This is a genomic window from Streptomyces sp. NPDC127119 (assembly GCF_042677425.1).
In the GTDB taxonomy this organism is placed as follows: domain Bacteria; phylum Actinomycetota; class Actinomycetes; order Streptomycetales; family Streptomycetaceae; genus Streptomyces.
Genome location: NZ_JBHXTO010000002.1, coordinates 104,030 through 123,450 on the forward strand (window position 1 = coordinate 104,030; position 19,421 = coordinate 123,450).

16 protein-coding genes and 1 pseudogene are annotated in these 19,421 nt (G+C 70.2%); 10 read left to right on the top strand and 7 right to left on the bottom strand.

Annotated elements, in window-relative coordinates:
- Window positions 1-54 precede the first annotated feature (54 nt).
- Window positions 55-999, top strand: coding sequence for a helix-turn-helix domain-containing protein (locus ACFVH5_RS01455; RefSeq protein WP_385831130.1), 945 nt, complete (start codon window positions 55-57; stop codon window positions 997-999).
- 46 nt (window positions 1,000-1,045) lie between these two features.
- Here ACFVH5_RS01455 and ACFVH5_RS01460 read toward each other — a convergent pair.
- Window positions 1,046-1,444 (bottom strand): annotated as a pseudogene (locus ACFVH5_RS01460) (acyltransferase); the annotation flags it as partial.
- Between the two features lie 603 nt (window positions 1,445-2,047).
- Between ACFVH5_RS01460 and ACFVH5_RS01465 the strand changes: the two are divergent.
- The gene (locus ACFVH5_RS01465; protein WP_385831132.1) at window positions 2,048-3,685 is read left to right on the top strand and encodes an amidase; all 1,638 of its coding nucleotides are present in this window, start codon (window positions 2,048-2,050) and stop codon (window positions 3,683-3,685) included.
- Window positions 3,686-3,732: 47 nt separating this feature from the next.
- On the opposite strand, the gene ACFVH5_RS01470 is transcribed toward ACFVH5_RS01465, so the two are convergent.
- Complete coding sequence (locus ACFVH5_RS01470; protein ID WP_385831134.1) at window positions 3,733-4,593, bottom strand: SDR family oxidoreductase; 861 nt, start codon at window positions 4,591-4,593, stop codon at window positions 3,733-3,735.
- A 114-nt stretch (window positions 4,594-4,707) separates the two neighbouring features.
- Between ACFVH5_RS01470 and ACFVH5_RS01475 the strand changes: the two genes are divergently transcribed.
- Window positions 4,708-5,421 carry a TetR/AcrR family transcriptional regulator gene (locus ACFVH5_RS01475; RefSeq protein WP_385831135.1) on the top strand — a complete coding sequence of 238 codons (714 nt, stop codon included), beginning with the start codon at window positions 4,708-4,710 and terminating at the stop codon, window positions 5,419-5,421.
- Between the two features lie 58 nt (window positions 5,422-5,479).
- Here ACFVH5_RS01475 and ACFVH5_RS01480 read toward each other — a convergent pair whose 3' ends face one another.
- The 5 genes from ACFVH5_RS01480 to ACFVH5_RS01500 form a co-directional block, all read right to left on the bottom strand.
- Window positions 5,480-6,907: a cellulose binding domain-containing protein gene (locus ACFVH5_RS01480; protein ID WP_385831137.1), complete on the bottom strand. Its 1,428-nt coding sequence runs from the start codon at window positions 6,905-6,907 to the stop codon at window positions 5,480-5,482.
- Window positions 6,908-6,999: 92 nt separating this feature from the next.
- Window positions 7,000-8,598, bottom strand: coding sequence for a beta-N-acetylhexosaminidase (locus tag ACFVH5_RS01485; RefSeq protein WP_385831139.1), 1,599 nt, complete (start codon window positions 8,596-8,598; stop codon window positions 7,000-7,002).
- A 63-nt stretch (window positions 8,599-8,661) separates the two neighbouring features.
- Window positions 8,662-9,501: a carbohydrate ABC transporter permease gene (locus ACFVH5_RS01490; RefSeq protein ID WP_385831141.1), complete on the bottom strand. Its 840-nt coding sequence runs from the start codon at window positions 9,499-9,501 to the stop codon at window positions 8,662-8,664.
- Window positions 9,498-10,487, bottom strand: a complete 990-nt coding sequence (locus ACFVH5_RS01495) for a carbohydrate ABC transporter permease (protein ID WP_385831143.1) — start codon at window positions 10,485-10,487, stop codon at window positions 9,498-9,500. The genes ACFVH5_RS01490 and ACFVH5_RS01495 overlap by 4 nt, the downstream gene beginning before the upstream one ends.
- A gap of 69 nt (window positions 10,488-10,556) precedes the next feature.
- Entirely contained in the window at window positions 10,557-11,813 is a 1,257-nt protein-coding gene (locus tag ACFVH5_RS01500; protein ID WP_385831145.1) for an extracellular solute-binding protein, read from the bottom strand.
- A 312-nt stretch (window positions 11,814-12,125) separates the two neighbouring features.
- Here ACFVH5_RS01500 and ACFVH5_RS01505 point away from each other — a divergent pair, with 312 nt between their 5' ends.
- The 7 genes from ACFVH5_RS01505 (at window position 12,126) to ACFVH5_RS01535 (ending at window position 19,411) form a co-directional block, all read left to right on the top strand.
- Window positions 12,126-12,965 (top strand): GntR family transcriptional regulator, encoded by an 840-nt coding sequence (locus ACFVH5_RS01505; RefSeq protein ID WP_385831147.1) that lies wholly within the window; start codon window positions 12,126-12,128, stop codon window positions 12,963-12,965.
- A 180-nt stretch (window positions 12,966-13,145) separates the two neighbouring features.
- On the top strand, window positions 13,146-13,730 hold the full coding sequence (locus ACFVH5_RS01510; protein WP_385831149.1) for a TerD family protein: 585 nt from the start codon (window positions 13,146-13,148) through the stop codon (window positions 13,728-13,730).
- Between the two features lie 204 nt (window positions 13,731-13,934).
- Window positions 13,935-15,236 (top strand): MFS transporter, encoded by a 1,302-nt coding sequence (locus tag ACFVH5_RS01515; RefSeq protein ID WP_385831151.1) that lies wholly within the window; start codon window positions 13,935-13,937, stop codon window positions 15,234-15,236.
- 66 nt (window positions 15,237-15,302) lie between these two features.
- Complete coding sequence (locus ACFVH5_RS01520; RefSeq protein ID WP_385831152.1) at window positions 15,303-15,884, top strand: sugar O-acetyltransferase; 582 nt, start codon at window positions 15,303-15,305, stop codon at window positions 15,882-15,884.
- An 11-nt stretch (window positions 15,885-15,895) separates the two neighbouring features.
- Entirely contained in the window at window positions 15,896-16,444 is a 549-nt protein-coding gene (locus tag ACFVH5_RS01525) for a TetR/AcrR family transcriptional regulator (protein ID WP_385831154.1), read from the top strand.
- An 82-nt stretch (window positions 16,445-16,526) separates the two neighbouring features.
- Window positions 16,527-16,940 (top strand): VOC family protein, encoded by a 414-nt coding sequence (locus ACFVH5_RS01530; protein WP_385831155.1) that lies wholly within the window; start codon window positions 16,527-16,529, stop codon window positions 16,938-16,940.
- 80 nt (window positions 16,941-17,020) lie between these two features.
- Entirely contained in the window at window positions 17,021-19,411 is a 2,391-nt protein-coding gene (locus ACFVH5_RS01535; protein ID WP_385831296.1) for an ATP-binding cassette domain-containing protein, read from the top strand.
- Window positions 19,412-19,421 lie beyond the last annotated feature (10 nt).

Consider the following 19,421-nt stretch of genomic DNA (forward strand, 5'->3'; position numbering starts at 1 on the left):
CGCCGGCGCCTCGTCGTGAGTGTCCGGAACGACATGCTGCGTACAATTACGGACATGGGTTCTGTCGCCGTGGTCGCCACCGAGGGAATGCTGCACTTCGAACTGTCGGTGGCCTGCGAGGTGTTCGGCAGCGCCCCGGCGGGCGTGGACGTTCCCTGGTACGACGTCGAGATCTGCGGGTCCGCCGCCGTGCGGGTCGGCCGGTTCCGGCTGGAACCCGACCACGGGCTCGACCGGCTGCCGCACGCCGACACGGTCCTCGTCCCGGCCTGGGCCGACGTCGACGAGGAACCGCCCGGCGAACTCGTCGACGCGGTGCGCGCGGCCCACGAGGCGGGCGCGCGGGTGGCTTCCCTGTGCACCGGCGCCTTCGTGCTCGCCGCCGCCGGACTGCTGGACGGCAGGCGCGCCACCACGCACTGGGCGCACACCGACGTGCTGGCCGCCCGCCACCCCCGCGTACAGGTCGACCCGGACGTCCTCTACGTGGACAACGGCAGCGTGCTCACCTCCGCGGGCAAGGCCGCCGCGATGGACCTGTGCCTCCATCTCGTCCGCCGCGACCACGGTTCGGCGGTCGCCAACGCGGTGGCCCGCCGACTGGTCGTACCGCCGCACCGGGCCGGCGGTCAGGCCCAGTTCGTCGCCGCGCCCGTACCCGCCCGGGACGACCACCCGCTCGCGGCCCTGCTGCCCTGGGTGATCGAACGCCTCGACCAGCCGCTGACCGTGGACGACCTGGCACGCCGGGCGGGGATGAGTTCGCGCCACCTCGGCCGGCACTTCAGAGCGGCGACCGGCACCACTCCGCTGCAGTGGCTGCTGTCCCAACGCATCCGCCGCGCCCAGGAGTTGCTGGAGACCACCGACAGTGGTGTCGATGCCATCGCGGAGGCCACCGGCATGGGCACCGCCACGACGCTGCGCCGCCACTTCAACCACACGCTCGGGGTACCGCCCGACACCTACCGCCGCACCTTCCGCTCACGGCCCACGTGACGGCGCCTGTACGCGCCCGAACACACCTGGACCCGTCCGAAAAGGCCTACCCGAACAGGGACCGGCGCTCGCCGGCCATCTCGGTGAGCATGTCCTGGACGGTGTCCCGGACCTCGTCGGAGATCTTGTGGACGAACATCGGGTCGTCCAGCGAGTCCTGCGCGTAGTGGTCGGTCGGCAGGGGCGTACCGAAACGGATCGTCCACTTCGTCGGCAGGGGAATCGCACCGAGCGGCCCGAGCAGCGGGAACGTGGGGGTGATCGGAAAGTACGGCAGCCCGAGGAGCCCGGCCACGGGGCGGGCGTCGGCGACCATCGGGTAGATCTCCTCGGCGCCCACGACGGCGCACGGCACGATCGGTGTTCCCGTGCGCAGAGCGGCTGCCGCGAAGCCGCCCCGGCCGAAGCGCCGCAGCCGGTACCGTTCGCCGAACGGTTTGCCGAGCCTCGCCCGTGTCGAGGTACGAACCCACGAGGTACAGCACCACCCCCAGCCGGGTGAGCATGCCCACGGAAGCGCTGCTGGTGCCGCCCAGGTACGCCATCGTGCCGTGGATGACGACGACCCAGAGGCCCACGGTCGCGGCCTCGGACCACTCCATGCTCCTCTTCAGCACGACGAAGGTCGTGGCGACGAAGCGCAGCAGGTGGACCGCGGAGAGGGCGAACAGCAGCCCCCGGCGCAGCGGTTCGGCGTCGACCGTGTCGCTGCCACCGGACAGGAACCACCTCGCGGCCGCCACGGCCAGCGTGTTGCACGTGGTCACCAGCATCTTGGGTCCTGTCGAGGCGTCGTACCTGCCGTACATCAGGAACGGGCCTTCGTCAGGCCGTCCTCACGGTCCGTGGGCCCGGTCCGCAGGGCGGTCGGACGGCGCGCGGAATTCCCGCCAACTCCGCCCGACACCGCGCCGAAACACGTACGGCCGGACCTCACGGCGGAGGGTTGCTCCGGCTGACCCCCGCTGCCGCAGGGGGCTGCTTGCACCTCGGACAAGGGGGACAGCCGGAGCGAGAAACGCCGGTCACACCTCTAGCGTGCTGGTGCATGACGTCCCAGGAGTCGCACCGAACGGACCGGACCGACACCCCTCGCCGCACCGTGCTCGCACTGGGCACCGCCGTGGCCGCCACGCCCCTGCTCGGCGGCGGCCCCGCCCAGGCCCGTACCGCGAGCAGCGCGCGCCAGGCGTCGGCCTCGGCACTGCATGAACTGGGCATCGGCGAACTGCGCCAACGGATGGCTGACGGACGGCTCGACGCCGAACGGCTCACCCGCCACTACCTGGAACGCGTCGAACGCGTCGATCCCCTCCTGCACTCCGTGATCGAGGTGAACCCCGACGCGCTGCGGGAGGCCCGGCGCCTGGACGCCGAGGGTGACCCCCGGAAACCGCTGCACGGCATGCCCGTCCTGCTGAAGGACCTGGTGGAGACCGCGGACCGGATGCACACCACGGCCGGATCACTCGCCCTGCGGGGCCTGCGTCCGGCGGCCGACGCCACCGTCGCGGCGCGACTGCGCGCGGCCGGTGCGGTCATCCTCGGCAAGACCAACCTGAGCGAGTGGGCGGGCGGTATGTCGCTCACCCATCACGCAGGCTGGAGCGCCCGCGGAGGGCAGACCCGCAACCCCTACGAGCTGGACCGGTCGCCGAACGAGTCGAGTTCCGGCAGCGCGGTCGCCGCCGCCGCCGGCCTGTGCGTCGCCGCCATCGGCACCGAGACCAACGGCTCGATCATCGACCCTTCCTCGGCCAACTGCGTCGTCGGCGTGAAGCCGACCGTCGGTCTCGTCGGCCGCGGCGGTGTCATCCCCGGCGTGCCGAGCCAGGACAGCGTCGGCCCGATCGCCCGCACGGTCCGCGACGCCGCGATCCTCCTCGGCACCCTCGTCGGCGTCGACGACCGTGATCCGGCGACCAGGGCGAGCCGTGGCCGCTTCCACCGCGACTACACCCGCTTCCTCGACGCCGACGGACTGAAAGGAGCGCGCATCGGCGTACCGCGCACGGTGTACTTCGGCTACAGCCACCACGCCGACGACATCGCGGAACGCGCGATCGCCACCCTGCGCGAGGCCGGCGCGACCGTGGTCGACCCGGCCGACATCCCGACCGCCGAGCAACTGGAGGACCTGCCCAGCTCGATGGTCGTCCAGGCGTACGAGTTCAAGCGCGCCCTCAACGGCTACCTGGCCGCTGCCCCCGGAGACCACCCGCGCAGCCTGGCCGAGTTGATCGCGTTCAACCGCGAACACGCCGACCGCGAACTGCGCTATGTGCGGCAGGACGGACTGGAAGCAGTGCAGGAGCTGGACTTCGGCGAACGCGAGTACCGCGAGGCGCTGGCCACCAACCACCGCCTCTCGCGCGCCGAGGGCATCGACGCGGTGCTGCGCCGGTATCGCCTGGACGCACTGGTGATGCCCACGACCGGGCCGCCGGCGAAGATCGACCTGATCCGCGGGGACAGCTACGGCGGAGGCGCTTCGACACCCGCAGCCCTCGCGGGCTATCCCGCGGTCAGCGTCCCGGCCGGCTTCGCGTTCGGCCTGCCCGTCGGGCTGACGTTCATGGGCACGGCGTGGAGCGAACCGGTCCTCCTCCGCCTCGCTCATGCCTACGAACAGGCGAGCCAGGTTCGCCGCCCACCTACCTATCGCCCGGCGGACGTCGGCTTCTGACCACGGGCGTACCGACAGTCACGCGGGCCGCCGGTCACTTCGAGTGGTTACCGGTGCTCGCGCAGGACCGTGCTCAGAGCTATGGGCTCCCGGCCGAGCAGCTTGGCCAGGGTCGGGTCCACCGTGGCGAACTCACCGGCGCGGGCCGCGGTGAAGACACCGAGCAGTTGGTCCGCCGTCCCGGCGGGCACACCGTGGCCGATCAGCTGCTGCCGGAACTGGTCGTCCGGTGCGGTGCTCCTGGTGAGGGGACGGCCTGTGACGTCGGTGGCGATGCGCGCGATGTCGTCGAAGGTCAGCGCCTGGCCCGCGGTGAGCGGAGGAGTGGGGCCGTCGAAGCTGCCCTCGTCGGTCAGTACGGCGGCGGCAGCGTCGGCGAGGTCGGCGTGGGCGGTCCAGCTCACGGGCCCGTCCGCGGGCAGAACGACCTGGCCGGTCTGCAGGCCCTGGCCCAGGAACTGCAGCGCGCTGGAGGCGTAGAAGCCGTTGCGCAGGGAGGTGAACGGCACGCCGCAGGCCCGCAGCGCCTCCTCGGTGGCGGCATGGTCACGGCAGGGCTGGAAGTGCGACGAGGCGTCGGCTCCCATGTGGCTGGTGTAGAGGATGCGGCGGGCACCGGCGGCCACGGCGCCGTCGATCGCGGCGCGGTGCTGCCGTACGGCCTCGTCGCCCATCTTGTCGACCGAGACGATGAGCACCTGGGAGGCGCCCTCGAAAGCGTGGGCAAGACTCGCGGCGTCGGTGAAGCTGCCCTGCCGGACCCGTACCCCCTGCTCGGCGAACGTCTTCGCCGCCGCCTTCTGCGGGTCGCGGACGCTGATGCCGATCCTGTCCGCCGGTACGAGGGTGAGCAGTCGCTCGACGATCTGGCGTCCGAGCAGTCCGGTGGCTCCGGTAACGATGATCATGCGGGGCTCCCATGGCGGAGTGATGGAGTGGTGGAACAGAGGAGTTCCAGTGGAAACGTTTTGAGCGTACCATCGATATTAACGCTGGAAACGTAGATGCGATATCGTTGATATATGCCACCACATACACGCGCCAGGGACGGGGCAGCCGTCGAGACCAGGCAGCGCGTCATCGAGGCCGCCGCCGACCTGCTCGCGCGCGAGGGCCGCGACGCCGTCACCACTCGCGCGGTCGCGGTCGCGGCGGGCCTGCAGCCGCCGGCCATCTACCGGCTGTTCGGCGACAAGGACGGGCTGCTGGAAGCGGTCGCCGAACACGGCTTCGCGACCTTCCTCGCGGCCAAACACGTCGATCCCGACCCGCGGGACCTCATCGAGGACCTGCGGGCCGGGTGGGATCTGGCGGTCGAGTTCGGGCTGGCCAATCCGGCGCTGTACACGCTGATGTACAGCGAGCCCACCAGGCCGGCCTCGCCCGCCTTCAAGGCGGGCATGGAGATCCTGATGGGCCGTATCCGCCGCCTCGCCGCGGGCGGTCACCTCCGTGTCGGAGAGGAGCTGGCGGTCTCGCTCATCCACGCCACGGCGCGTGGCGCGGTGCTCACCTGGCTGTCCCTGCCCGAGGAGCGGCGGGACCCCGCCCTGTTGTCCGTGCTTCGGGAGTCCATGGTCACCGCCGTGACCAACGAGGAGCCGGCCGTGCAGGACGCGGGCCCGGCCGGTGCCGCCCGTGCCCTGCGCGCCACGCTGCCCGAGCAGTCGGCCCTCAGCGGCGCGGAGCAGCATCTGCTGAAGGAGTGGCTGGACCGTCTCGCCTCCGACGGCTGACCGGCCGTGGCCCGGCCGCTTGGGCCCGGGTCGCCCGGACCCGGGCCCGCGCGGACGGTCAACTGCCGGGCACGGTGTCCTGGAAGGTGGTGCCCGCGCTGCGGTAGGCGTTCAGCTTCGTGGTGACCTGCGCCGGTGTGAGGACCTGGTCCTTCACATGCAGGACGTAGTCCACCTGCTGGTCGTACGCCCGCGCGGTGGTGCTGGTCTGGCCCGCGAGGTCGATCAGCCACTGGTTGAAGTTGATCGACATGGGCCGCTCCGGAAGATACGCGGAACCGTGCGTCCCGAAGAGCTGCCCGTCGATGTAGTACTTGATGGTGCTGTTGTCGATGGTCAGCACCAGGTCGTGCCAGCCGCTGAAGCTCTGCCTCGCCTCGGTGTGCTCGTTGACCGCCACCCACGGCTCGGCCTGGTACGTCTCCCAGGACGTCGTGTAGAGGATGTTCGACGGCTCGCCCCAGCCGCCGTTGGGCAGGTACTCGAAGTCGTACTCGGAGTAGTCGTCCGCCAGCGGTGCCTTGAGGTCGTTGATGGTGAAGAACGTCTGGACGAGACGGTCGCCGTCCGGGCCGTACTTGGGCGCGTCGTTGAACCGGACCCGTGCCGCGTAGGTGCCGTTCTTGAACTTCGTCGCCTTGGTGAGGATCTCGGTCTGCTTGGTGCTCGCCGCGGTGCCGGCGGTCGAGGTCTCCAGGTTCATGATGGAGTTGCCGCCCGTGCTCGCGAAGGTGACCTTGTCGGGCGCCCAGGTCGCGCCGGGCACGCCGGGACCACCGGAGTTGGAGCGTACGGTCCAGCCGTTCGCCGAGATCCGCGGGTCGCTGTAGCCGCTGTAGTTGAAGTCGTCGAACAGCGTGGCGGCGTCGGCCGGGGGATCGGTCGGCGGGTCGGTGGGCGGATCCGTCGGCCCGTTGCCCGCGGGCGCCTGGCCCCACACGGTGGTGCCGCCCAGTTGCGCGGTGACCTTGGACCAGTCGCCGTACGACGTCTGGGAGGCGCCGAAGGAGTAGTCGTCGCTCTGGTTCAGTGACGCCCATGTCGACTGGTAGAACCGCAGTTGCAGATCGCCGGTGTCGGCGCCCGGGGCGAGCGACCCGGCCCCGGAGGTGAAGCCGATCTCCAGGTAGCGGTCGGCCGTGGCGGTCGGGTTGGCGAGCGTGCCGAAGGTGCCCGTGACGTTGGCGCAGCCCTTGACCGCCCAGGAACAGGCGAAGCGGTAACTCGCGCCCGCCGAGTCGGCCTTGAAGTAGTACCGGACCTTGACACTGCTCAACTGCACGGTCGAGGTACCGGTGTTCTTCACCTTGAACCACGGTTCGGCCTGGTCGGCACCGGCTCCGGTGGCGCTCGTACGGTACTGGACGCTCAGTCCGTCGGCGGCCGCGTTCGCGGTGGCCGGGAGTGCGGTGAGCGCGGCGGCGCCCATGGCCACCGCGACAGCGGTGTGTGCGGTGGCGCGCAGCCGGTTCTTGGCGAATCTCATGGTGGTTCCTCTCCAGAAAGGTGGGGTGATTCCCGGAAACGGACGGGTCGGGGGACGGGTGGGACAGGGGTGGGTGGGACCGGGGAGTGAGGTCAGGGGTGGTGGTGGACGCCGAGTGCGTCCAGCCGGGCCATGTGCCCGTCGAGCCGGGAGCGGAAGTCGGGCCAGTCGGTGGCGCCGCTCCAGCCGCGGTCGGCGAGGGCGCACAGCCGCGGATAGGTGAGGTATTCGATGTGCGCGGGCGTCGAGACGAACTCGGTCCACAGCTGGGCCTGCGTGCCGAGCACCCGTGCGGCGACCTGGGCGTCCGCCTCCGCCCCAGCCCCCGTACCCGCATCCGTGTTCTCGGGCACCGGGTCATGGGAGTGCACGGCACGCAGATCGACGACGGCTCCGGGCTGCGCCTGCGGTTCCTTCGGGTCGTCGGACTGGGCGTAGTCGAGATAGGTGGCCCGGTGGTGGGCGTTGATCACCGAGTGGCCGCGGCGGGCCGCCGTCAGGGTGTGGGCCGGATCGCGCCAGGTCATCACGGTGAACTCGGGGGGCAGTTCGGCGCCGGTCTCGGCCCAGCCGACCGGCCGTCGGCCGTTCCTGACGACATGCTCGCCGACCTTCCCGAGGAACCAGCCGTGCAGCGCCTCGGGGCTCGACAGGCCCTCCGCCGCCACTCGTTCACGTGCGGCGGCACTGTGCGTCCACTCGGCGGTCGGGCACTCCTCGCCGCCGAGGTGGATGTACGGCGACGGGAAGACGTCCATGACCTCGTCGAGGACACCGCGGCAGAAGTCGAGTACCTCGTCGTGGACACCGAGGACGGTGTCGCACACCCCCCAGCGCGTCCACACGTCGAGGTTCCGCCCGGGGTGGTTGCCCAAGGAGGGATAGGCGGCCAGGGCGGCACGTACATGCCCGGGCATCTCTATCTCCGGAACGACGGTGACGCCACGAGCGGCGGCGTACCGCACCAGGCCGGTCAGTTCGCCCCGCGTGTACGCCCCGCCGTGCGGGATTCCGTCGTACGTGCCGCTGCCGGCCGGGCCCCGCTGCGACTCGGCGCGATGGCCGCCGATCTCGGTCAGTTTGGGGTGGGCGGCGACCGGCATGCGCCAGCCCTGGTCGTCGGTGAGGTGCAGATGAAAGACGCTGATCTTGTGCAGGGCGAGCAGGTCGACGTACCGGCGCAGATAGGAGACGGGCTGGAAGTGGCGTGCCACGTCCAGCATCGCGCCGCGCCAGGGGTGGCGCGGGACGTCGGTGATGTCGGCGCACGGCAGCAGCCACCGGGTGACGCGCTGCGGGTCCGCCGACAGGGCGGCCGGGGGCAGGAGCTGACGGACCGTCTGGATGCCGCGGAGCAGCCCGGTGGGGTGTGTGGCGCGCAGCAGCACCCTGTGCGGGTCGATGGTGAGTACGTATCCCTCGTCGCCCAGGCCACCGAAGCCGCCCACGCCACCGAAGTCGGCGAGCTCACTGGAGGCGGGGTCGAGTGCCAGGGTGAACTGCCCCTCCGGGGAGGGATGCAGGGGCAGCCCGGTGGCGGGGGCGAGCAGGGTGCGCAGCAGGTCCGCGGCGGGTTCGGCGCCTTCGCCGACCCGCAGCGCCGTGTCGGCGTCGAGCGTGAAGTGTCCCGGCCGGAACGCGGCCTCGGTGGGGCGGGGGACGAGGGTGGGCGCGGTTGGCTGTGCGGGCACGGATCGCCTCCGGAGCTGAGTGCAGCCGAGTGCACGGGGAGCACATGGGGGGAGTGGAAGGGGTCAGCCCTTGACCGCGCCCGCGGCGAAGCCGGACGTGACATGGCGTTGCAGCAGCAGGAACACCACGAGCGCCGGGGCCGCGAAGAGGGTCGAGGCGGCCATGGTGGCGCCCCAGTCGGTGCCGAAGACGTTCTGGAAGGAGGACAGCCACACGGGCAGGGTGCGGTTGTCGTGCTGTTTGATGATGAGGAAGTTGGCGTAGGCGAACTCGTTCCAGGCGGTGATGTAGCCGAACAGCGAGGTCGCCATGAGTCCCGGTGCCAGCAGCGGGAACGCGATGTGCCGGAACGCGCCGAGCCGGGTGCAGCCGTCGACCTGGGCCGACTCCTCCAGCTCCGGCGGGATCGTGCCGATGAAGCCGCGCAGGACGATGACCGTGAACGGCAGGGTCATCATGAAGTAGACGAGGGTCAGGGTCGGCAGCCGGTCCAGCATGCCGGTGTCCCGCGAGATGATGTAGACCGGGATGATCAGTGACTCCCAGGGCGCCATCTGGGCGATGAAGACCATGAGCATGAACTGCCGGCGCCCCTTCCACCGCATCCGCGCCACCGCGTAGGCGGAGCCGAGAGCGACGACGAGGGAGAGCAGGACGGCGCTCAGCGTGACGAGAAGGCTGTTGCGCCAGAACAGACCGAAGCCGTCGGCGCCGACAGCGGTGCGGAAGTGGTCGAGCGTCCAGGTCCGCGGGACGAGCCGCGGACTGTCGGACTGGATGTCGCGGGCAGGTGTGAACGCGGTCGCGACCATCCAGTAGACCGGGAACAGGCAGAGCGCGACCGTGACGACGGCGGCGGCGTTGAGCGGGATGCGGCGCATACGGGGGCGGGTCGTGCTCATGCGAGCTCGTCCTCCTGGCGGAACATCTGACGGAAGTAGAGGACGAGCACGCCCGACATCAGCACGACGGTCACCATGGAGGCCGCCGACCCGAGGTCGTAACGCTGGCTCGACAGGGCGGTCTGGACCGCGTACACGGGCAGGATCGTGGTCGCGTCGCCGGGGCCGCCGTTGGTCATCACCCAGATCTGGACGAACGCCTTGAACGTCCAGATCACTTCGAGCGAGAACACCAGCAGGAAGATCGGCCGCACGACCGGGAAGGTGATGGACCGGAAGATCCGCGCCCCCGACGCCCCGTCGAGCCGCGCCGACTCGTACAGCTCGACGGGCACGGTGGTGAGGGCCGAGTACAGGGTGATCGCCGCGAACGGCACGGACTGCCACACGATGAGCGCGACCAGGATGGCGAAGGCGGCCGGTCCGTGCGCGAACCAGGCGTAGCGGTCGAAGGACGTGAACCCCAGGTCCGTCAGGACCGCGTTGACGATGCCGAACTCCGAGTGGAACAGCCATTGGAAGACGGTGGTCGCCGCGATGACCGGCATCGCCCAGGTCAGGACGAGTGAGCTGAGGACCGCGGTCCGGCCGAACCGGCCGAGCCGCTCGATCATCAGCGCGACCAGCGTGGACAGCACCATGATCAGGACGACGTTGATCGCCATGAAGAGGAAGGTGCGGCGTACCACCTCCCAGAAGCGGCTGTCGCCCAGCAGCGTTCCGTAGTTGTCGAGTCCGACGAACCGCGCGTCGCCCAGGATGAGTTGGCGCAGTCCGAAGTCCTGCAGCGAGATCACCACCGCGCGGACCAGCGGATAGACGAGCAGGTAGAGCGTGCCGAGGACGGCGGGTGCGATCAGGACGTACGGCCAGACGCCGGGCCCGCCGTCCTTCGACGGGCGGCGTGGTTCTGGGCCGGGGGAGCGCCGGGGGCGCCCGGCGCTCGGTGGGGGATGGGGTGCGGTCTGCTCTCGGACGGCCGTCACGGCACACTTCCTCCAGCGCGGCACCGGCGCGGACGGCCGGTGCGGGGACGGTTGAGGGGCCGGGCCGGCTCAGGTGCCGGAGTTCATCGCCGTGGTGATGGCCTCGGACGCCTTGGCGGCTTCCTTACGCGCGTCGCCTCCGGTGAGTACGGCGGTCAGGTAGTCCTTGATCGGGTTCTTGGCCTCGACGGCCGCCCAGCCGGGTGTGTTGGGCGTGGCGTGGCCCTCGGCGGCGCCGACCGCCATGGCCGAGGCGCCCGGGTCGGAGGCGACGGCGTCGGACAGGGTGGTCTTGTTCGGTACGTAGCTCATGGCGACGGCGAGCTTCTTCTGCCGGGTGTCGCCGGTGAGTTCCTTGACGAAGGTGTAGGCCGCGTCCTGTTTGGCGGAGGCCGTGGGGATGACGAGGTCGGAGCCGCCGGTGAAGACGGCGCCGGGAGTGTCGGCGGTCTTCCCCGGGATCGGGAAGAAGCCGAGCTTGTTCTTGAGCGCGGGGTTGTTCTCGACGACCGTGTTGGCACCGCCCGGGGACGACACGACCTGGGCGACCTTCCCCTTGGCCATCACGTCCGCCTGCGGGGGATTGGCCTCGTCGGAGTCCTTGGGGCCCCGGCCGAGTGCCTGGAGCTTCTTGTAGAACTCCATGCCGCGGACGGCCTCGGGGGTGTCCAGCGAGCCCTTCCACTTACCGCCGGACTCGGTGGCGAGGTCGCCGCCCTCGTCCCAGACGAAGCCCGCGAGGGTGTACCAGTTCTGGCCGGGCAGATAAATGCCCTGCGTGCCACCGGTGTTGAGCTTCTTGGTGGCGGCGGTCCACTGGTCGCGGGTCTTGATCGCGGCCGGGTCGACGCCCGCCTTCTCGAAGAGGTCGGTGCGGTAGATGACGACGCGGTTGGCGGCGTAGTAGGGGATGCCGTACTGCTTGCCCTCGAAGGCGCCGGGCTCGGAGAGGCCCTTGAGCCAGTCCTTCCCGCCGAGTTCGCCGACCTTGTCGCTGAGGTCGAGCAGGCCCCCACTCTGCGCGAACTGGGCGACCTGGGTGTTGCCGGTCTCGATGACGTCGGGTGCGTCGGTGCTGGCGAGGGCCGCCGTGACCTTCTCGCCGATGCCGTCCCACTCCTGGATCTGCACCTTGACCCGGATGTCGGGGTGAGCGGCCTCGAAGCTCTTGACGAAGTCCTTCTGGAACTGGTCCGAGACGCTGTCGCGCATCAGCCAGACGTCGATGGCGGTGCTCCCGTCGGAGGCGTCGGAGGAACTGCTGCAGGCACTCAGCCCGGCGGTCACGACGAGCGCGGACACACCGGCGAACAAGCGGAACTTCACGGTTCACCTCTGGAGGACATGAGCAGACCACCTGACCAGTGAAGCCCACTGGACAGCTCACCTCTCGATGCGGGGATGAAACTGGCATAGACCAATCGGCGGCGTCAACCCCTTGCGCTGCATGGGTTGTTGGGGCTCACGTGCGTCAGTACTCAGGCGACGAACCATAGACAGCGGTTACACTTCGCCCGACCAGGAGTGACGCGGCGCGCGACAACTGGTCAACTGGTAAAGGGGATGTCGCGCACGACAGCCCGAGGGGCACAGCATGGGGGGCGTCATGAGGGTGAGCGGTACGAGGGCGGGAGCGGCATGAGGGAAGACGCATCGGGTGCGGTGCTGAAACGGGAGCGGGTCCGCGACTTCATCCTCGACCTCGTCGAGTCGCGCAGCCCGGGTGACGCGATCCCCTCCGAGCGCTCCCTGTGCGCCCGTCTGGGAGTGTCCCGCCCGACCCTGCGCGCGGCGGTCGACGAACTCGTGGCCGCGGGACTCCTGGTGCGCGAGCACGGCCGGGGCATGTTCGTCGCGCCCGAGAAGATCACCCAGGAACTCGTCTCCGGACAGCAGACCATGACGGCACCTCAGGCCTCCGGAGCCTGGTCGAGCCGCCTGCTGGAGTTCACCACCTTCGCGGCCGGCGCACGCGTGGGCCGCAAACTGCGGATGTCACCCGCCGCCGAGATCGTGTACGTGGCACGGCTGCGCCTCGTCGACGGCGCCCCGATGGCCATCGAGCATCTGCACATCAGGGCCGATCTGGTCCCCTCCCTGTCCGCGCAGGAACTGGAGGCGGGCGACCTGTACGAGCACCTGCGCGAACAGCACGGCGTACACGTCCAGGAGGCCGTGCAGGCGATCGAGCCCACCGTCGTCACCCGCGCCGAGGCCGAACTGCTCGACGTTCCCGAGCTGTCCCCGGCCCTGCTCTTCGAGCGGCTCACCTCGGACACCACCGGCCGGCCCGTCGAATACGTCCACTCGATCTACCGCGGCGACCGCTACCGCATCGTCTCCCGCCTCACCCTCGACTCCTCCGCCACCGAACCTCCGAACCGCCTCGGCCACCACCCCGGCATCCCGCCGGGCGACTTCGCCCATCGCGAGACGATCGCGTCCTCCACGCGGGGGGACATCCAGACGGGGCAGTGAGTCGTCACAGGGCGGTGAGTCGTCCCGTGGTGAGGGGACGGATCGCCTGATGGGCGTATCGGGGCGCCTGTGACCCGAGCGGGGCGGGGATCTGGTGATTCGTGTGGGTCCCGGGCTATGTGGTGTGACACGGGGCAGGCACACTGCATACAGGCATTCTCACGATCAAGAGGAACAGGCATGATCACGCTTACGAAGGAAGACGGCCCGGCGGATCTCGACGGAGTGACCCACCTGTCGATCGGGGTGTCCTGGGACCCCACCGTCGGCAGCAGCGGCGGACTGATCGGCAAGCTCCGCCAGAAGACCGGCACGGACCTCGACCTGATCGCCATCGCCATGCAGGGCTCGGACCCGGTCCGGCTCGCGGGTCTGGACTCCCTGGACCCGCTGGGCAACGGCTCGTTGGTGCACACCGGCGACAACCAGACCGGCAAGGGCGACGGTGACGACGAGACGGTGACCGTCGAGTTCTCCCGCGTCCCGACGAACATCACCTCGATCGTCTTCGTCGCCGCCGCCTACAAGAAGAGCAGCTCCTTCCAGAAGGCGCGGAACATCAGCTTCAAGGTGTACGACGCCAGCGGGGGCAGCACGCAGCAGGTCGCGGACATCTGGCCCAGCCTTCTCAGCAACGACAACGGCTGCGCCGTCGCCAAGGCGATCCGGGTCGGCGGGGCCTGGAAGCTGCAGGTGATCAACGAGACCGGGAAGATCAAGCAGGGCGACGAGCAGGCCCTGATGCGCTTCGCCGCGAGCAAGTAGGTCACACGCGAGCGATCGCGCGGAAGCGGGACGATCGCGCAGAGGCGGGACGGGGCGGGACCGGCGCACATGCCGGTCCCGCCCCGCCGTGCGTCCCGCCCCGCCGTACGCCGTGGCCCGCCGGGCGCCCTGCCCGGCCGTGTGTCCTGACCTGCTCGAAACCAGGAGTGTACGTTCGTACGCTCCCGCTATAGGCTCACCCTCATGACTGTTGACGTACTGCGCCGACCCGCGTCGGCCGAACGGCAGGCTCGGGTGGCCGTTGCCGTGCTGTTCTTCACCAACGGAGCCCTGTTCGCCAACCTCCTGCCGAGGTATCCGCAGATCAAGACGGATCTCGGCATAGGGAACGCGGCCTACGGTCTGGCCGTCGCCGCGTTCCCCGCGGGCGCCATCGCGGCCGGTCTCGCCGCGGGAGTGGTGATCCGCCGCATGGGCTCGGCGCGGGCGGCGGTGGCCGGCACCCTGCTGACCGGTGCGTGGATCCTCCTCGCGGGCCTGGCCGACTCGGTCGTGCTGTTCGCGGCGGCGCTGTTCCTGGCCGGAGCGATGGACGCGGTCACCGACGTGGCGCAGAACGCCCACGGCCTGCGCGTGCAGAGACGCTACGGACGTTCCATCATCAACTCCTTCCACGCGATCTGGTCCATCGGGGCCGTCACCGGCGGAGCCATGGCCGCGGCGGCGATAGCGCTCGGCCTCTCGCGCGGACAGCATCTGACGATCTCGGCGGTGGTGTTCGCGGTGGCCGCGTGCGTCGCGCTCCGGTTTTGCCTGTCCGGCCCCGAGACCGGGGCCGAGATCGAGTCCGAGGACGTGGGTGGTGCGGGGACCGAACCCGTGGCGGACCTCGGATCGGTGGCGGACCCGGCAGCGGAGTCCGGTCGCGGCGGCCGTGCAGAACAGCCGCAGGGGGGAGAACAGGCGCGGGTGGGACGTGCGACACCGGGCCGGCGTACCGCGTACGTACTGGCCGCCCTTGTGCTCATCGCCACAGCCGGCACCCTCGTCGAGGACGCGGGCAGTTCCTGGGCCGCGCTCTACCTCTCCGGTTCACTGTCCGCGTCGGTGACGCTGGCCGCCTCCGGCTACATCGCCCTGGTCGGGGCCCAGTTCGTCGGCCGTATCATCGGCGACCGCCTCGTCGACAGGTTCGGGCAGCGCACGGTGGCCCGCGCGGGCGGCCTCATCGTCGTGGCCGGGATGGGCCTGGCACTGGCCGTGCCCACGGTGCCCGGCACGATTCTCGGGTTCGCCGCAGCCGGGTTCGGCGTGGCGACGCTGGTCCCCGCGGCGATGCACGAAGCCGACGAGCTGCCCGGCCTCAAGCCCGGCTCGGGGCTCGCCATCGTCTCCTGGCTGATGCGCCTGGGCTTCCTGCTCTCCCCGCCCGTCGTCGGACTGGTCGCGGACGCGGCGAGCCTGCGGGTGGGTCTGCTCGTGGTGCCGCTCGCAGGCCTGCTCGTGCTCCTGCTCGCCGGAGTGCTGCAGCCCAGGCGCCGCTAAGGTCTGTCCCCCTCGACGTGCAGGTTTCCCGGGTCGCGGCCCGTCGGCGAGTGTACGATCGTACGCATGTCGACGGACTACTTCGCCCAGGATCCCCGTACGCATCTCGAACGCATGATGGCGGGCGATCACTACATCGCCGACGACCCGGAGATCGTGCGCCGGTACGAGCGGGCCGTGCGGTTGGCCGCCCGCTACCAGGCCGCCTATCTGGAGGACACCGAGGGGGCCCGCCCGATCCTCGCCGAACTGCTCGGCTCCCTCGGACCCGACGTACACCTGCGGCCGCCGCTGTTCGTCGACTACGGCAGCAACATCACGATCGGCGCGCGCACCTTCGTCAACTACAACCTGACCGCCCTGGACGTCGCGGCGATCACCATCGGCGAGGACTGCCAGATCGGTCCGAACGTCCAACTGCTCACCCCCACCCACCCCTTGGAGCCCGAGCCCCGGCGCGACAAGCTGGAGGCCGCGCAGCCGATCACCATCGGGGACAACGTGTGGCTGGGGGGAGGCGCCATCGTGCTGCCCGGTGTCACCATCGGGGACAACTCCGTCATCGGCGCCGGGGCCGTGGTGACGAAGGACGTGCCCGCCGGCGTCGTCGCCGTCGGCAACCCCGCCCGCCCGGTCCGTACCCTCTGAAGGCTCCCGTCATGGCCACCGGACACACCGACCCGCAGCGCCGCGAACGCATCATCGGCGCGACCCTCGACCTCATCGCCGAGGAGGGGATCGCCAGCGTCTCCCACCGGAAGATCGCCGCGCGTGCCGGCGTCCCCCTGGGGTCGATGACCTACCACTTCAGCGGTATGGACGAGCTGCTCCGGGAGGCGTTCACCCGCTTCGCCGACCACATCGTGGCCGTCTTCGACGCCCACCTCGCCGCTCCTGCGGACCGTGACCAGGCCCGTCAGGCCGTGGCGGACCTGGTCCACGTCCTGTCGGAGGGGAGCCAGCGCGACCTCGTACTCACCCAGGAGCTGTACACCCTCGCCGCGCGTCGGCCGGTCTACCGGGAACTCACCCACGAGTGGATGGGCCGCAGCCGCACCCATCTGGAGAAGCACTTCGACCCGGACACGGCACGGCAACTCGACGCCCTGATCGAGGGTCTGACCCTCCACCGAGCCCTGGACAACGAGCCGCACGACCGTGCCCTGACCCTTGAGGCGATCACCCGCATCACCACCCCCGGCAGGTAGGGACGCCGGCCGGGCGCGGGGGCACCGGATCGATCAGGAATCGAGAAGCGCCGACCCGGGTGCCGCGTCTAGCGTGACTGCCATGGACGTCACCCTGTACGCGAGCTTCCTCCCGCACACCGATCCGGACGCGTCCCTGACCTTCTACCGGGACGCCCTCGGCTTCGAGGTCCGCGACGACGTCGGCCACGGCGCGACGCGCCGGATCACGGTCGGCGCCGCTGGCCGGTCCGGCCCGTCCCTCGTCCTGGAGCCGCCGGTCACCGACCCCGGTGTCACCGAGGAGGAGCGCCGTACCGTCGCGGAGATGATGGCGAAGGGCGCGTACGCGGGCATCCTCCTGGCCACCCCCGACCTCGACGCCACCTTCGAGCGGGTGCGGGCGGCCGGCAGCGGCGAGATCGTCCAGGAGCCGGCCGAGCGGCCGTACGGCGTCCGGGACTGTGCCTTCCTCGATCCCGCGGGCAACATGATCCGCATCCAGGAACGGCGCTGAGCGGTCCGGCGAGCGCAACAGGCGAACAGGTCAACAGGTCAACAGGTCGACAGAGCGACAGATCAACAGATGGAGACATGATGAGCATGGCCCCGAGGAGCGACACCCAGTCGTCCGCGCCGCACGCTGCCGACAGCCATGACCTGATCCGCGTGCACGGCGCGCGCGAGAACAACCTCAAAGACGTCAGCATCGAGATCCCCAAGCGCCGCCTGACCGTGTTCACCGGTGTCTCCGGCTCGGGCAAGAGCTCGCTGGTGTTCAACACGATCGCCGCCGAGTCGCAGCGAATGATCAACGAGACCTACAGCGCCTTCCTCCAGGGCTTCATGCCGACCCTGGCCCGCCCCGAGGTCGACGTCCTCGACGGACTGACCACCGTGATCACCGTCGACCAGCAGCGGATGGGCTCCGACCCGCGCTCCACCGTGGGCACCGCCACCGATGCCAACGCGATGCTGCGCATCCTCTTCAGCCGCCTCGGCGCGCCGCACATCGGCCCGCCCAGCGCGTACTCCTTCAACACCGCCTCGGTCCGGGCCAGCGGCGCGATCACCGTCGAACGCGGTGCCAAGAAGACGGTGAAGGCGACCTTCAACCGCACCGGCGGCATGTGTACGCGCTGCGAGGGCCGGGGCTCGGTCTCCGACATCGACCTCAGCCAGCTCTACGACGACTCCAAGTCCCTCTCCGAGGGCGCGTTCACCATCCCCGGCTGGAAGTCCGACAGCCAGTGGACCGTGCAGGTCTACGCCCAGTCCGGCTTCGTCGACCCGGACAAGCCGATCCGCGAGTACACCAAGAAGCAGTTGCAGGACTTCCTCCACGGGGAGCCCGTCAAGGTCAAGGTCAACGGCGTCAACCTCACCTACGAGGGCCTGATCCCGAAGATCCAGAAGTCGTTCCTGTCCAAGGACAAGGAGTCGATGCAGCCGCACATCCGGGCGTTCGTGGAGCGGGCGGTCACCTTCGCCACCTGCCCCGAGTGCGACGGCACCCGGCTGAGTGAAGGCGCCCGGTCGTCGAAGATCGGCAAGATCTCCATCGCCGACGCCTGCGCGATGGAGATCCGCGATCTGACCGAATGGGTCCGCGGTCTCGACGAGCCGTCCGTGGCACCGCTGCTCGCGGCGCTGCAGCAGGCCCTCGACTCGTTCGTGGAGATCGGTCTCGGCTATCTCTCGCTCGACCGGCCCGCGGGCACGCTGTCGGGCGGCGAGGCGCAGCGCGTCAAGATGATCCGCCACCTCGGCTCCTCGCTCACCGACATCACCTACGTCTTCGACGAGCCCACCATCGGCCTGCACCCCCATGACATCCAGCGGATGAACGGCCTGCTGCTGCGGCTGCGGGACAAGGGCAACACCGTGCTCGTCGTGGAGCACAAGCCCCAGACGATCGCGATCGCCGACCACGTCGTCGACCTCGGCCCCGGCGCGGGCACGGGAGGCGGCACCGTCTGCTTCGAGGGCACGGTCGAGGGACTGCGGGCCAGTGACACCGTCACCGGCCGCCACCTCGACGACCGGGCCACCGTCAGGGAGACACCACGCGAGCCCACGGGCTCGCTGGAGATCCGCGGCGCGACAGCGCACAACCTGCAAGGCGTCGACGTGGACATCCCTCTCGGGGTGCTCACCGTCGTCACGGGTGTCGCCGGCTCCGGGAAGAGCTCGCTCGTCCATGGATCGATCCACGACGACGAGGGCGTGGTGTCGATCGACCAGGGCGCCATCCGCGGTTCCAGGCGCAGCAACCCGGCGACCTACACCGGAATGCTCGACCCGATCCGCAAGGCGTTCGCCAAGGCCAACGACGTGAAGCCGGCCCTGTTCAGCGCCAATTCCGAGGGTGCCTGCCCCACCTGCAACGGCGTGGGCGTCGTCTACACCGACCTGGCGATGATGGCCGGAGTCGCCACTCCGTGCGAGGAGTGCGAGGGAAGGCGGTTCCAGGCCGCGGTCCTGCAGTACCACCTCGGCGGCCGTGACATCAGCGAGGTGCTCGCGATGTCGGTGACCGAGGCCGTGGAGTTCTTCGGCCAGGGCGAGGCGAGCATTCCGGCCGCGCACCGCATCCTCGAACGCCTGGCCGACGTCGGACTCGGCTACCTCAGCCTCGGCCAGCCGCTCACGACACTCTCCGGCGGCGAGCGTCAGCGGCTCAAGCTGGCCACCCACATGGGAGGCAAGGGCGGTGTGTACGTCCTCGACGAGCCGACCACCGGCCTGCACCTCGCCGATGTCGAGCAACTGCTCGGCCTGCTCGACCGGCTCGTCGACTCCGGCAAGTCCGTCATCGTCGTCGAGCACCACCAGGCGGTCATGGCCCACGCCGACTGGATCATCGACCTGGGCCCCGGCGCGGGCCACGACGGCGGCCGGATCGTCTTCGAAGGCACCCCGGCCGACCTGGTCGCCGCCCGCTCCACCCTCACGGGCGAACACCTCGCGGCGTACGTGGGCGCCTGAAGGTACGCCC